This is a genomic window from Nitrosomonas communis (assembly GCF_001007935.1).
GTDB lineage: Bacteria > Pseudomonadota > Gammaproteobacteria > Burkholderiales > Nitrosomonadaceae > Nitrosomonas > Nitrosomonas communis.
Genome location: NZ_CP011451.1, coordinates 2,826,487 through 2,843,006, shown reverse-complemented (window position 1 = coordinate 2,843,006; position 16,520 = coordinate 2,826,487). Strand labels below are relative to the sequence as shown.

Genomic DNA, 16,520 nt, shown 5'->3' with positions numbered 1-16,520 from the left:
TCAAAGAATATTATTTATGACAGACAATAACAATCTTGCGCAACGGCGAGCGCGCCTGAGCCCAGAACAGCGTCAACGATTAGCGCAAAGACTCCAAACAGGTAAAGGGCGGGTACAGCAAGATTCTATCATTCACCGCCGAGCGGCTGGTGAACCTGTACCTCTTTCCTATGCACAGCAGCGGCATTGGTTTTTATGGCAGCTGGATCCGCATAGTACGGCCTATCATTTAGGCGGTACATTGCGGCTGAGAGGCAAGCTTAATCACGCAGCACTGGAAGATAGCTTTCAAACATTGATCGCGCGGCATGAAGCGCTACGTACAGTTTTCCGTGCTAATGCGCAAGGTCAGCCTGAGCAGATAATTCAGGCGGAAGGTCACTTCAAACTGACGGTGATTGATTTGATCGATCTACCAGCTGAGCAGCGGACAGCACGTGCACATGCAGAAGCGATCCGCATCTATACCACGCCATTCGATCTTACGCAAGGACCGCTATTGCGTGTAGCGCTGATCCGGCTCGAAACGGAAGAGCACTATCTGGTGGTGGTGATGCATCACATCATTTCGGATGCCTGGTCCAACCGTCTCATTATTGATGAATTCGCTGCGTGTTACCGTGCTCATCGCGAAGGACAATCTGCTGTGCTGCCATCACTTTCCATTCAATATGCCGATTATGCGCTTTGGCAGCGTAATTTTCTAGAAACAGGCGAGAAAGAACGACAATTGACCTACTGGCGTAACCAGTTAGGCGAAACTCACCCTGTATTGTCATTGCCAACCGATCACCCGCGCTTATCAATCGGAAACTACCGGGCTGCCCAGCATGATTTTGCGCTGCCTTCTCCACTGATGGCACGTTTGCAACAGAAACTGCAAGCACAAGGAGCCACGCTCTTTATGGGTCTGTTGACAGGCTTTCAGGCATTGTTATACCGCTATACCGGGCAAAGCGACATACGCGTAGGGGTGCCGATCGCCAACCGTCACCGGGTAGAAACCGAAAACCTGGTCGGTTGTCTGGTAAATACTCAGGTATTGCGTAGCCAGCTCGACGGACGTATGTCGCTGAACAAGATACTCGAGCAAACCCGTGAAGCTGCTCTGGGTGCACAAATTCATCAGGATTTGCCTTTTGAGCAACTGGTCCAAACGCTTCAGCCTGAGCGCAGTTTGCACCAACATCCACTCTTTCAGATGATGTTCAATCATTTGCGCGAAGATTATCGCGCGCTGGAACAGCTGCCAGGATTGACTGTCGAGGAAATTGAACTCGGGGGACGGGGTGCGCAGTTTGAATTGACGCTAGATACGTTGGAACGAGCGGATGGCAGTTTCAGTGCGCGCTTCACCTATGCAGCCGAACTGTTTCAAGCAGAAACCATTGCGCGGCTTGGTGATCATTATCTGCGTCTGCTGGAACAGCTGGCGGAGCGACCAACGCAGTGTCTAGGCGATGTTACCTTCCTGAGCGAAGTAGAGCAGACTCAATTCAAGTTATGGGGAGTTAACGAGCGGCGATATGGACAGGTCGAGCCAGTGCATCACCTAATTGAACGCCAAGTGATGGTTCGTCCGGAAGCAACTGCGCTGATTTTTAATGATACCGAGCTCAGCTATGCGGAACTGAACCGGCGGGCGAACCGATTGGCGCACCGATTGATTGCCCTGGGGATAAAACCGGAGAGCCGGGTGGGGATTGCGGTGGAGCGCTCGATCGACATGATCGTGGGGCTGCTCGCCATCCTCAAGTCAGGCGGGGCGTATGTACCGCTCGATCCGGATTATCCACGGGAGCGGCTGCACCACATGGTAGCGGACAGCGCCATCGAACTGCTGCTGACACAAAATTCTGTCAAGGACAGTATCCCTGAGCCATTATCCGGTAGCGTGCTCGTGCTGGATACATTGGATTTGACTGATTTACCTGAGGATAATCCGGTTATTACCCTGCATGGTGAGCATGTGGCCTACATCATCTATACTTCTGGTTCAACTGGTCAACCTAAAGGAGCCATTAATCGCCATAGCTCATTGCATAACCGATTAGTTTGGATGCAAGAAGCCTATCCCCTAAATCATGAAGATACTGTGCTCCAGAAAACACCATTCAGCTTTGATGTGTCAGTCTGGGAATTTTTCTGGCCATTAATGTACGGTGCCCGCTTGGCTATGGCTAATCCAGGAGATCATCGCGATACGGCCCGGCTGGTTGCGCTGATTCAGCAGCACAAAATAACGACCCTGCATTTCGTTCCTTCAATGCTGCAGGCATTTATGGCGGATAACGAGGTTGCAACCTGCGCTGATTTAAAACGAATCATTTGTAGCGGAGAAGCACTTCAACTGGAAATGCAGGAGGCAGTGTTCAAAAAGCTTCCCGGCGTTAAACTTTACAACCTGTATGGGCCAACAGAAGCAGCCATCGACGTAACTCATTGGACTTGCCGCACTGAAGCATTTCACAGTATCCCAATTGGGAAACCAATAAGCAATACTAAAACATATATTCTGGATACCAGCCTAAATCCAGTTCCGCAAGGAGTATCAGGAGAATTGTATCTTGGTGGTGCAGGGCTCGCGCGTGGCTATCTCAACCAAATTGGATTGACAGCGGAGCGATTTATTGCTGATCCATTTGAAGGACAGGGAAGTCGACTCTACCGAACGGGTGATCTGGCAAGATGGCGCTCGGATGGGCAAATTGAATATCTGGGGCGAGTGGATCATCAGGTCAAGGTAAGAGGTTTCCGCATCGAATTAGGCGAAATTGAAGCACAACTGCTGGCACAGCCCGATGTGAGGGAAGCCGTGGTGGGAGCCAAGGAAGGGCCGAGCGGTATGCGGCTGATCGCGTATGTCTCGCTGCAGACAGGCAGTGTGGTGACCACTAGCGAATTGCGTGAAGCGCTTGCGCAAACCCTGCCTGATTACATGCTGCCCTCAGCGATCGTGGTGCTGGACGGTCTTCCCCTGAATGCGAACGGTAAAGTGGACCGCAAACGCTTGCCCGAACCGGAATTTGTCAGCGAAGGCGCATATGCCGCACCTGAAGGGAAAGTAGAGGAAATGCTTGCCAGGATCTGGTCGGAAGTATTGAGTCTTGGCCGGGTAGGGCGCAACGATAATTTCTTCGAACTGGGAGGCGATTCGATTCTCAGTCTGCAGATTGTAACCAGAGCGCGCCAGGCAGGCTGGAAAATCACGCCACGGCAATTATTTGAACGGCAAACGATCGCTGCACTGGCGGTTTTAGCCAAGCCCGTGGAACAAGGCGTGAAAACCGGCTTTACCAACGAGGTCGGGTTTGATGCAGCCGCCCCTGTCCCACTGTTGCCGATTCAGCTTGATTTTTTTGAACAATCCATACCTGCACAGCATCACTGGAATCAGGCCGTATTGCTGAAAAGCCACCAGCGGTTGCAAACCGAGTGGCTTGATCAGGCATTGCAAGCGGTCGTACAACATCATCGGGCGCTTCGCTTTAGTTATACCACACAAGCCAATGGTCAATGGCTGCAGCGCGCGACTGATTCGGTTGCACAGAATCTGCTGTGGATACGTTACGTGGCTGATAGCGAGCAATTCATGGCGCTGTGCCATGAAGCACAGCGCAGCTTGCATCTGCATGAAGGACCACTTCTGCGCGCTGTGCTGATCGACATGGCTGACAATACGCAGCGTTTGTTATTAATTGCTCATCATCTGGTGATTGACGGGGTTTCGTGGCGGATTCTGCTGGAAGATCTCGAAACCGCTTATGATCAGGCAATGCACAGTGAAACCATCGTCTTGCCTGAGGCGACGACCGATTATGCCATCTGGTCCCAACAGCTGCAGCATTTCCCCGCGACGCATGCTGCCGAGTTCGCTTATTGGCAGAATCTGACAGATATTCCTGTTGCACTTCCTCGCGATTACCCGGAAGGCTCAAATGCCATGCTGCACATTGATCGTGCGGCTATGAAACTCGATCAGGCAAATACGCAGGCTCTGCTCAAGGACGCACCAGCAGCGTATCGTACGCAAGTGAACGATCTGCTGCTCACCGCCCTGGGTAGCGCGCTATGCCAATGGAGTGGGCATGAAAAAATTTTGATCGATCTGGAAGGTCATGGACGCGAAGATCTTTATTCTGATATTGATCTATCCCGCACGATAGGCTGGTTCACCTCCCTGTTTCCAGTGGTACTTGATCCTGCAGGCGATTTAGCTACACGGCTCAAACGTATCAAAGAATGTTTGCGCCAAGTGCCGCACAAAGGATTGGGCTATGGCCTGTTCAAATATTATGGAACGGAAGCGCAGCAACGAATCCTGAGCAAATTGCCTCAAGCGCAAGTCGTATTCAACTATCTGGGGCAATTCGATACCAGTTTTGAATCGGATAGTCTCTGGCAATTGGCCAGTGAGCCTAGCGGTGACACAATGGATCGGGATGCGCTGCAAGCACATGATTTATCGATCAATAGCCACATTTATGAAGGTCAACTCTGCCTGGAAGTAAGCTACAGCAAAGCGCGCTATACGCGAGCAAACATTGAGGCGTTTATTCGTATTTTCCTGGTCGAGCTTGAATCTGTGATTGCCCATTGCACACAAGGCATTCGTGCGGTTACCCCTTCTGATTTCCCCTTACTCCAGATCACCCAGGGTGAATTGGATCACCTGCCCATTCCTATCGATCAGCTTGAGGATCTTTATCCGCTTTCTCCGATGCAGACAGGGATGCTGTTTCATAGTGTCTTCGATACCGAGGGCGGTGCTTATCTCAGTCAACTCAGAGCGGACATTAGACGCCTGTCGGTAGAACGATTCAGAAGCGCCTGGCAGGCGGCGATTGACCGGCATGAAATATTGCGTACCGGTTTCCTGCAAGAAGGCAATACTCCTTTACAGTGGGTCGCTAAAACAGCTGAGCTTCCTTTTGTCATCATCGATTGGCGAGATCGCACGATGTCTTCTGCAGCGGTCTTGGAGCAGGCGCTCGATGACCTTGCGCAATCGGAACATGCGCAGGGATTCGATCTGAAGAAGCCGCCGCTGATGCGTATTGCTGTGGTAAACCTGGCTGATGATCGCTATCACGTCATTATGACAATTCATCATTTGTTAGTGGATGGTTGGAGTACTTCTCAATTGCTAGGTGAAGTGTTGCGACAGTATGGCGGCGCGTTTCCTTCCTCACCACGCGCCCGTTACCGGGATTTCATCGCATGGTTGCAAGGGCATGAGCGAAAAACAGCAGAAGATTACTGGCAGGCGTGGTTAAGTCAATTCAACGACGAGCCTACCAAGCTGGCTGGGTCAATTGCATCTCCATCAGTCAATGAAGGTTACCAGCAAGCGGCCTGTCCACTCGATCATGAGTTTACCGAAGCGCTGATTCATTTTTCCCGACAGGAACGAGTTACGGTCAATACCCTCGTGCAGGCAGCCTGGGCTTTATTGCTCGGTCATTACACGAGCCAGCGTATGGTGACTTTTGGCGTGACTGTAGCGGGTCGACCGACCGATTTGCCCGGATCGGATCAGATGCTAGGTCTGTTCATCAATACCTTGCCCGTGAAGGTTGAACTCAAACCAGAGCTTGCCGTGGGGGAATGGCTGCGTGCCCTACAAGCGCAGAATCTGGCTTCACGGGAGCATGAACACACCCCACTATACGAAATCCAGCGCTGGGCAGGTCAGCAGGAATTATTTGACAGTATTCTGGTATTTGAGAATTATCCGCTCGATGAGGCGTTCAAGCACGATACCCCGGGTGGGCTCGTGATCACAAACGCGCAGGGGCGTGAGGAAACGAATTACCCCATGACTGTATCAGTCATTGAGAGTCATGGTTTTACTCTGCAGTATAGTTACGATTGCAAGTATTTTTCAGAAGAGACGGTCAATGGCATCGCGCTGCAAGTTGAGAGACTGCTGCGTCAAATTATGCAAAGCGCTGCCAGGCGGTTAGGCGATCTGGTTTTTTTGAGTAAAGCGCAGCAGGGCCAACTCAAGGCGTGGGGAATCAATGAGCAGCGATTTACATCGGTCGAGCCCGTCCACCGTCTTTTCGAACAGCAAGCTTTGATGCGTCCGGAAGCAACTGCGCTGATTTTTAATGATACCGAGCTCAGCTATGCGGAACTGAACCGGCGGGCGAACCGATTGGCGCACCGATTAATTGCCCTGGGAATAAAACCGGAGAGTCGGGTGGGGATTGCGGTGGAGCGCTCGATCGACATGATCGTGGGGCTGCTCGCCATCCTCAAGTCAGGCGGGGCGTATGTACCGCTCGATCCGGATTATCCACGGGAGCGGCTGCACCACATGGTAGCGGACAGCGCCATCGAGCTGCTGCTGACACAAAATTCTGTCAAGGACAGTATCCCTGAGCCATTATCCGGTAACGTACTGGTGCTGGATACATGGGATGCGACTGATTTGCCCGAGGATAATCCGGCTGTCACGTTGCATGACGAACATCTGGCCTATATTATCTATACCTCCGGTTCTACTGGTCAGCCGAAAGGCGTGGCTGTTGCACATGGGCCGCTAGCAATGCACGTGCAAGCCATCGGTGAGTTGTATGGAATGACACCAGACGATCGCGAACTTCAGTTTGCCTCAATCAATTTTGACGGTGCCCATGAGCGCTGGTTGGTGCCTTTAGCCTTTGGTGCTGCGCTGATGCCACGTGACCAGGAAATATGGTCGGCAGACCGGACTGCCACTGAGATCGCGAAGCATCGAATTACTATTGCCTGCTTTACTCCAAGCTATCTGCAGCAGCTGGCTGAATTTACCGGCAGTGCAGGCCGGAATTTACCCATCCGTTCCTACACCGTAGGCGGCGAAGCCATGAGCCGCAGCAGCTACGATTTCGTTCAGGCAACGTTACAACCCCCGCGTATCATCAATGGCTACGGTCCTACTGAGACAGTCATTACACCGCTCATTTTCAAAGCGTATTCTGCAACCCGCTTCAATTCAAGTTACTTGCCGATTGGTTCACCCGTAGGTAACCGGACTGCCTATATTCTCGATGCAGAAATGAATCAGGTGCCTTGTGGAGTGACTGGTGAGCTTTATCTTGGAGGAATGGGACTCGCGCGTGGCTACCTCAACCAAATTGGATTGACAGCGGAGCGATTTATTGCTGATCCATTTGAAGGACAGGGAAGTCGACTCTACCGAACGGGTGATCTGGCAAGATGGCGCTCGGATGGGCAAATTGAATATCTGGGGCGAGTGGATCATCAGGTCAAGGTAAGAGGTTTCCGCATCGAATTAGGCGAAATTGAAGCACAACTGCTGGCACAGCCCGATGTGAGGGAAGCCGTGGTGGGAGCCAAGGAAGGGCCGAGCGGTATGCGGCTGATCGCGTATGTCTCGCTGCAGACAGGCAGTGTGGTGACCACTAGCGAATTGCGTGAAGCGCTTGCGCAAACCCTGCCTGATTACATGCTGCCCTCAGCGATCGTGGTGCTGGACGGTCTTCCCCTGAATGCGAACGGTAAAGTGGACCGCAAACGCTTGCCCGAACCGGAATTTGTCAGCGAAGGCGCATATGCCGCACCTGAAGGGAAAGTAGAGGAAATGCTTGCCAGGATCTGGTCGGAAGTATTGAGTCTTGGCCGGGTAGGGCGCAACGATAATTTCTTCGAACTGGGAGGCGATTCGATTCTCAGTCTGCAGATTGTAACCAGAGCGCGCCAGGCAGGCTGGAAAATCACGCCACGGCAATTATTTGAACGGCAAACGATCGCTGCACTGGCGGTTTTAGCCAAGCCCGTGGAACAAGGCGTGAAAACCGGCTTTACCAACGAGGTCGGGTTTGATGCAGCCGCCCCTGTCCCACTGTTGCCGATTCAGCTTGATTTTTTTGAACAATCCATACCTGCACAGCATCACTGGAATCAGGCCGTATTGCTGAAAAGCCACCAGCGGTTGCAAACCGAGTGGCTTGATCAGGCATTGCAAGCGGTCGTACAACATCATCGGGCGCTTCGCTTTAGTTATACCACACAAGCCAATGGTCAATGGCTGCAGCGCGCGACTGATTCGGTTGCACAGAATCTGCTGTGGATACGTTACGTGGCTGATAGCGAGCAATTCATGGCGCTGTGCCATGAAGCACAGCGCAGCTTGCATCTGCATGAAGGACCACTTCTGCGCGCTGTGCTGATCGACATGGCTGACAATACGCAGCGTTTGTTATTAATTGCTCATCATCTGGTGATTGACGGGGTTTCGTGGCGGATTCTGCTGGAAGATCTCGAAACCGCTTATGATCAGGCAATGCACAGTGAAACCATCGTCTTGCCTGAGGCGACGACCGATTATGCCATCTGGTCCCAACAGCTGCAGCATTTCCCCGCGACGCATGCTGCCGAGTTCGCTTATTGGCAGAATCTGACAGATATTCCTGTTGCACTTCCTCGCGATTACCCGGAAGGCTCAAATGCCATGCTGCACATTGATCGTGCGGCTATGAAACTCGATCAGGCAAATACGCAGGCTCTGCTCAAGGACGCACCAGCAGCGTATCGTACGCAAGTGAACGATCTGCTGCTCACCGCCCTGGGTAGCGCGCTATGCCAATGGAGTGGGCATGAAAAAATTTTGATCGATCTGGAAGGTCATGGACGCGAAGATCTTTATTCTGATATTGATCTATCCCGCACGATAGGCTGGTTCACCTCCCTGTTTCCAGTGGTACTTGATCCTGCAGGCGATTTAGCTACACGGCTCAAACGTATCAAAGAATGTTTGCGCCAAGTGCCGCACAAAGGATTGGGCTATGGCCTGTTCAAATATTATGGAACGGAAGCGCAGCAACGAATCCTGAGCAAATTGCCTCAAGCGCAAGTCGTATTCAACTATCTGGGGCAATTCGATACCAGTTTTGAATCGGATAGTCTCTGGCAATTGGCCAGTGAGCCTAGCGGTGACACAATGGATCGGGATGCGCTGCAAGCACATGATTTATCGATCAATAGCCACATTTATGAAGGTCAACTCTGCCTGGAAGTAAGCTACAGCAAAGCGCGCTATACGCGAGCAAACATTGAGGCGTTTATTCGTATTTTCCTGGTCGAGCTTGAATCTGTGATTGCCCATTGCACACAAGGCATTCGTGCGGTTACCCCTTCTGATTTCCCCTTACTCCAGATCACCCAGGGTGAATTGGATCACCTGCCCATTCCTATCGATCAGCTTGAGGATCTTTATCCGCTTTCTCCGATGCAGACAGGGATGCTGTTTCATAGTGTCTTCGATACCGAGGGCGGTGCTTATCTCAGTCAACTCAGAGCGGACATTAGACGCCTGTCGGTAGAACGATTCAGAAGCGCCTGGCAGGCGGCGATTGACCGGCATGAAATATTGCGTACCGGTTTCCTGCAAGAAGGCAATACTCCTTTACAGTGGGTCGCTAAAACAGCTGAGCTTCCTTTTGTCATCATCGATTGGCGAGATCGCACGATGTCTTCTGCAGCGGTCTTGGAGCAGGCGCTCGATGACCTTGCGCAATCGGAACATGCGCAGGGATTCGATCTGAAGAAGCCGCCGCTGATGCGTATTGCTGTGGTAAACCTGGCTGATGATCGCTATCACGTCATTATGACAATTCATCATTTGTTAGTGGATGGTTGGAGTACTTCTCAATTGCTAGGTGAAGTGTTGCGACAGTATGGCGGCGCGTTTCCTTCCTCACCACGCGCCCGTTACCGGGATTTCATCGCATGGTTGCAAGGGCATGAGCGAAAAACAGCAGAAGATTACTGGCAGGCGTGGTTAAGTCAATTCAACGACGAGCCTACCAAGCTGGCTGGGTCAATTGCATCTCCATCAGTCAATGAAGGTTACCAGCAAGCGGCCTGTCCACTCGATCATGAGTTTACCGAAGCGCTGATTCATTTTTCCCGACAGGAACGAGTTACGGTCAATACCCTCGTGCAGGCAGCCTGGGCTTTATTGCTCGGTCATTACACGAGCCAGCGTATGGTGACTTTTGGCGTGACTGTAGCGGGTCGACCGACCGATTTGCCCGGATCGGATCAGATGCTAGGTCTGTTCATCAATACCTTGCCCGTGAAGGTTGAACTCAAACCAGAGCTTGCCGTGGGGGAATGGCTGCGTGCCCTACAAGCGCAGAATCTGGCTTCACGGGAGCATGAACACACCCCACTATACGAAATCCAGCGCTGGGCAGGTCAGCAGGAATTATTTGACAGTATTCTGGTATTTGAGAATTATCCGCTCGATGAGGCGTTCAAGCACGATACCCCGGGTGGGCTCGTGATCACAAACGCGCAGGGGCGTGAGGAAACGAATTACCCCATGACTGTATCAGTCATTGAGAGTCATGGTTTTACTCTGCAGTATAGTTACGATTGCAAGTATTTTTCAGAAGAGACGGTCAATGGCATCGCGCTGCAAGTTGAGAGACTGCTGCGTCAAATTATGCAAAGCGCTGCCAGGCGGTTAGGCGATCTGGTTTTTTTGAGTAAAGCGCAGCAGGGCCAACTCAAGGCGTGGGGAATCAATGAGCAGCGATTTACATCGGTCGAGCCCGTCCACCGTCTTTTCGAACAGCAAGCTTTGATGCGTCCGGAAGCAACTGCGCTGATTTTTAATGATACCGAGCTCAGCTATGCGGAGCTTAACCGGCGGGCGAACCGATTGGCGCATCGGCTGATCACATTGGGCATTCGACCTGAAAGCAGGGTCGGAATTGCGGTTGAGCGTTCGATCGACATGATCGTGGGAGTGCTGGCGATTCTTAAAGCAGGGGGAGTGTATGTGCCGCTCGATCCGAATTATCCACGGGAGCGACTGCACCATATGGTCGCAGATAGCGCCATTGAGCTGCTGCTGACCCAAAGTATTCTTCGAGTACAGATTCCTGAACCGATTTCAGGTCATGTGCTGGAACTGGATAAATTGGATTTAATCTATTCCCCCGAGGATAATCCAACTGTTACCCTGCATGGTGAGCACTTGGCTTATATCATCTATACTTCAGGTTCTACCGGCCAACCCAAAGGGGTAGCTGTTGCGCATCATGCTCTTGTTGAACATGCACTGATCGCCGTTGAGTTCTTTAAGCTAAGCAGTCGTGATCGTATGCTGCAATTTTCCACTATCAATTTCGATGGTTTTATCGAGCAACTTTTTCCACCACTATGTGTTGGCGCTACGATCGTGTTACGCGGCTCCGCACTTTGGGACAGTGAAACGTTCTACCACGAATTGATCGATAAACGGATAACGGTTGCCGATTTAACCACTGCATACTGGTTCTTGCTCGTGCAAGACTTTGCCAAAGAAGGGCCACGGGATTTTGGTGCATTGCGACAAGTGCATGCAGGCGGTGAAGCGATGTCCCCCGAAGGCATCAAGGCTTGGCGGCAAGCTGGTTTGGAGGGAATAACTTTACTGAACACTTATGGACCCACCGAAGCAATCGTGACAGCAACCATTGCTGATTGTGGCGGAAGCACAGGAGGGACACAGGACTACGGTCAGGAGCCGGCGGTCACCATTGGCAAACCGCTGCCTGCACGTCATATTTATCTGCTCGATGCTAATCTGATACCCGTTTTGCCTGGCGTAGCGGGAGAGTTGTATATTGGAGGAGAATTGCTCGCGCGTGGCTATTTCAACAGAGCTGGATTGACAGCGGAGAGGTTTGTGGCTGATCCATTCCGGGAGCAGGGAGGAAGGATTTATCGCACGGGCGATCTGGCGAGATGGCGCCCGGATGGACAAATCGAATACTTGGGGCGGGTGGATCATCAGGTCAAAATCAGAGGTTTTCGTATCGAATTAGGTGAAATCGAAACACAATTGCTGCATCAGCCAGCTGTGAGGGAAGCGGTGGTAGTCGCCAAGGATGGGCCAAACGGCACGCGGCTGGCAGCCTATGTTTCATTACATGCAGGCAGCACAAGCACATTGACAACGGAAGCATTGCGCGAGGCGCTTGCGCAAACCCTTCCAGATTACATGCTGCCTTCGGCAATTGTCGTGCTGGAAAATCTCCCGTTGAATGCAAACGGTAAAGTGGATCGCAAACGCTTGCCTGAACCGGAACTTGTCAGCGATAAGCAATATGCAGCGCCCGAAGGGGAAGTAGAAAAAACCTTGGCGGCAATTTGGGCCGAAGGATTAGCTCTTGGACGAGTAGGGCGCAACGATAATTTCTTCGAACTGGGGGGCGACTCCATCCTCAGTCTGCAGATTGTGACTAAGGCGCGACGCGCAGGCTGGAAAATCACGCCACGCCAATTGTTTGAACGGCAAACAATCGCTGCACTCGCACCAGTCGCTGAGCCCCTGTCAGAGTCTATGGGAGAAACGCCTTCATTGATACCTCTATTTGAGCGTGCGCGTCTAGAAGATTACCTCGATGAAAGTCTCTTGGCAACATTACCTTTTAGCAACGATGATGTCGAGGATATCTACCCACTGTCGCCGACACAGGAAGGAATGCTATTTCATACCCTGGAGGCACCTGGTACTGGATTGTATGTGAATCAGATTAGCGTCGAAGTCGAGGGCCTCGATACTCCGCGACTGGCGCAAGCTTGGCAGGCTATGATTGCCCGTCATCCTGTACTGCGCACGGGGTTTTTATGGCAGACGGGATTGGCACGCCCTTTACAGATTGTCTTCAAGCAAAGCGAGGCTCCAGTAATCCATTTGGATTGGCGGGATAAGGATAACCTAGAAGAATGCCTTATTGCCTATGCTGATCAGGAGCTGAAGCGGGAATTCGATTTTCTTCATCCTCCCTTGGCGCGCTTGAGCTTGATCCGGTTAGACGATAAGCGCCACCAGTTGATCTGGACCAAACACCATATCCTGGTGGATGGTTGGGGAGATTCTATGCTGATCAGCGATTGGCTGCGCTGCTATAACAGAGAAACGCTGCCACCAGCGGGACCGGGATACGGCGTGTATGTACGCTGGCTGGCCAAGCAAACCAGTCAGGCAGCTCAGCATTTCTGGCAAACCGAGCTTAGTAGCACCGACGGACCGACACTGTTAGCAGAATCCGTCCCTAAGATTGAAAAAAATAAGAACCAGTCTGGTTTTGCCCAGATATATACATGTTTGAGTCCAGAAGAAACCCGCCGTTTACAAGCCTTTGTGCAACAAGCGCGTGTGACCTTAAACACTTTTGTCCAGGCAGCTTGGGCGTTGTTGTTACAGCGTTACACTGGAAAACAGACAGTCATTTTCGGCGCAACTGTGGCCGGGCGCCCGCCCAGCCTGCCGCGAGCAGACGAGATTCTAGGCTTGTTCATTAATATGATCCCGGTACCCGTAACACGTCGCAGCGAATTAACGGTAAGCGAATATTTGCAGTCGCTACAGCAAATGAACGCCCGATTGCGCGATCATGAACATAGTGCGCTTGCGGATGTTCAGCGCTGGGCAGGTTTTCCTGGACAACCGCTATTCGATAGCATCATCGTTTTTGAAAACTATCCGATCGATGCGTCCTTGCGCAACAATGAATTGTATGGTCTGCGTTTCGGTGAAATTGCCGGCAAAGGATTGACCGGCTATGCCATGGATTTACAAGTGACAGTCGGGGATACGTTAGACATCGAATATGCCTATGGTTGCCATGATTTTACCGATGAATTTGTAATTGAATTACGCAGCCACATGGAATGCCTGATGCGGGAAATGATGACTTACCCACAGCGTGTGGTGGGTGAATTGAGGGGGCTCGCCAAGGAGAAACTTAATCGGCTGCTAATGCTGCGTAGCGATACGGAGACAATGAGTAACTGGCCGCAATCCTATCAACCTGTTCATTATCTGATCGAACATAATGCAGTGCACCAGCCCGATGCTATCGCGCTGTTGATGGGCGAACAAGAAATGACTTATGCAGAACTGAACAGGCGCGCAAACCAGCTAGCACATCGTTTGATTCAATTGGGTGCTAAACCGGAGATACGGTTTGGCGTTGCGATGGAACGTTCCTTGGATGTTATCGTAACGCTGCTCGCTATTCTCAAGTCAGGCGCAGCTTATGTGCCGCTTGATATAGACTACCCATCTGATAGGCTTGCGTTCATGATGAGAGACAGCGCCTTATCGCTGCTGATCACGCAAAGTAAGACACTCGCAAAGCTCCAATTCAATGCGACTGTGCCTGTCCCTATCCTTGTTCTGGATACAATCGAGCTTGAAGCCGAACAGGTGTGCAATCCCGAAATACCAGTACATGAGCACAATCTCGCTTATGTAATTTACACCTCGGGATCGACTGGGCTACCTAAAGGTGTGGCGGTTACCCATGGCCCACTTGCCATGCATTGTCAGGCAACTGCGCGCATTTATGAGATGACGCCTCGCTCCTGTGAACTGCTGTTCATGTCCTTTTCCTTCGACGGCGCGCATGAACGTTGGCTTACTGCGTTGACGGTAGGGGCGGGGCTTGCGGTACGCGATCAGGAATTATGGACCGCCGAGCAGACTTATGATGCTTTGCGTCATTACGGTATTACCAATGCTGCCTTTCCTCCCGCCTATCTTGGTCAGGTTGCGGAATGGGCTAACCCACGCAATGATCCGCCACCGGTAGAGCTCTATGTCTTTGGTGGTGAAGCAATGCCAAAAGCATCTTATGACTTGATACGCCAGACATTGCGGCCGCAAATGCTGATCAATGGCTATGGGCCCACCGAAACCGTCGTCACTCCCCTGATCTGGAAAACCGATGCCAACAACAGCTTCGAATGCGCTTATGCGCCGATTGGACGCCCAGTGGGAGAACGCGCCGTGTATGTGCTGGATGTCGATATGCAGCCGGTGCCGATGGGCATCGTGGGTGAGCTTTATATTGGCGGCTATGGACTGGCACGCGGTTATCTAGGACGAGCTGGTCTGACGGCAGAACGGTTTATCGCCGATCCTTTCGACCAAAAAGGCGGCCGCCTTTACCGTACGGGTGATCTGGTTAGATGGCTGGAGGATGGCAATATCGAATATATTGGCCGTGCAGATCATCAGGTCAAAATACGCGGATTTCGTATCGAGCTCGGTGAAATCGAGGCTCGTATTCGCGAAGCAGTTGGTGTTGCAGAAGCAGCTGTGACGGTTCACCCGGCAGCAAGTGGCGCTCAGTTGGTAGCTTACATCGTTCCAGCCAAACAAGATGTGACCAAACAATCATCACAACATTTGATCGCGCAACTCAGACAGTCGCTTGGCGAGCGATTACCTGAATATATGTTGCCTGCCCATTTTATAACACTGACTAACTTGCCGCGCTTACCGAGCGGCAAGCTTGATCGCAAAGCATTACCAGAGCCTGATTGCTTACCAGGAGCGCACTATCAAGCGCCTTCTACACTGGAAGCCAGATTGATCGCAAACATATGGCAGGAAGTTCTAGGCGTTGAACGTGTCGGGGAAACGGACAATTTCTTTGCGCTCGGCGGAGATTCTCTATCCAGCCTGAAGGTCATGGCACGCATGCGCAGCCTGACCGATGTGAAGTTGGATTTCAAACTGAGGGATTTAATACAACGTCCAACCATCGTGGGTTTACTTGGTCTGGATAAACGATCGCAACCCAATCAGGGATTATTGATGCTCAACCAGGCGGCTGACGATGGCAGAACTCAACCGTTGTTCTGCCTGCACGCGGGTCTGGGCACGGTATTTGATTACCAGCCACTTGCCCGGCGCCTGCAAGGGCTGCGAACGGTCTATGGTTTACCTTGCCGTATGCTTGCCGATTCTGCCCACCGAGACACCTCTTTAAATCAGATGGCAGAAGATTATTGCCGCATGATTCGCGCTGTTCAACCAGAAGGCCCCTATCATTTGCTGGGCTGGTCATTGGGTGGGACACTGGCTGCCATGATTGCCGCGTTGCTGGAAGATGCAGGGCAGACGGTCGCGTTTCTGGGCCTGATCGATCTCTACGTTCCTGGAACGGAATCACCGCAGCAAGATGATTGGCGACAAGATTTTACTGATTTTGTTTCAGTGGCGATTCCTGGCGTGACGCCCAATGTCGCACTTCAGACAACGTTAGCCAGCCAATCTAGTCAATCTGTGGGAGCGGTGTCGAAACAGGTCATCGTTGATTTACTGGAAAGCGTACTCGCTATCCGGCAAGCTGAAAGCCGAACGAATGGGCAAACAGCTATGCAAGGTTATGCCGAGATGGGAACGGAAGAACTGGCGAATATCTTTCTTGTGGCACGTCATTTAAAAATGCTGTCGTTGCAAACCAGCGCACTGCGTCCTTTGAAATGCCAAACAACGTGTTGGTGGGCAACGACACGTGAGATGAATGATCGGCTGGTGCTTGAACAACAAATCAAACCTGCCGAGATACACTCGGTTGAGATTGAAGCAGATCATTTTGATATCGTGAGGTCTGAATCCTTATTGTTGGAAATCAGGTCTGAACTCGAACAAATCATACACGCTCCAGATACACCAGACAATCTGACCTCGGCTATGGCATAACGAGGTAATGGAATGG

Annotated in this window: 1 protein-coding gene; it reads left to right on the top strand. The window is 51.7% G+C overall.

From position 1 onward, the window contains the following. Window positions 1-16 precede the first annotated feature (16 nt). A complete protein-coding gene (locus AAW31_RS12870; protein WP_046850523.1) occupies window positions 17-16,504 on the top strand; it encodes a non-ribosomal peptide synthase/polyketide synthase in 16,488 nt (5,495 codons plus the stop codon). The last annotated feature ends 16 nt before the right edge of the window (window positions 16,505-16,520 follow it).

Coding starts and splice junctions, on each gene's coding strand:
- AAW31_RS12870 (WP_046850523.1), top strand. CDS start 17: ATGACAGACAATAACAATCTTGCGCAACGGCGAGCGCGCCTGAGCCCA.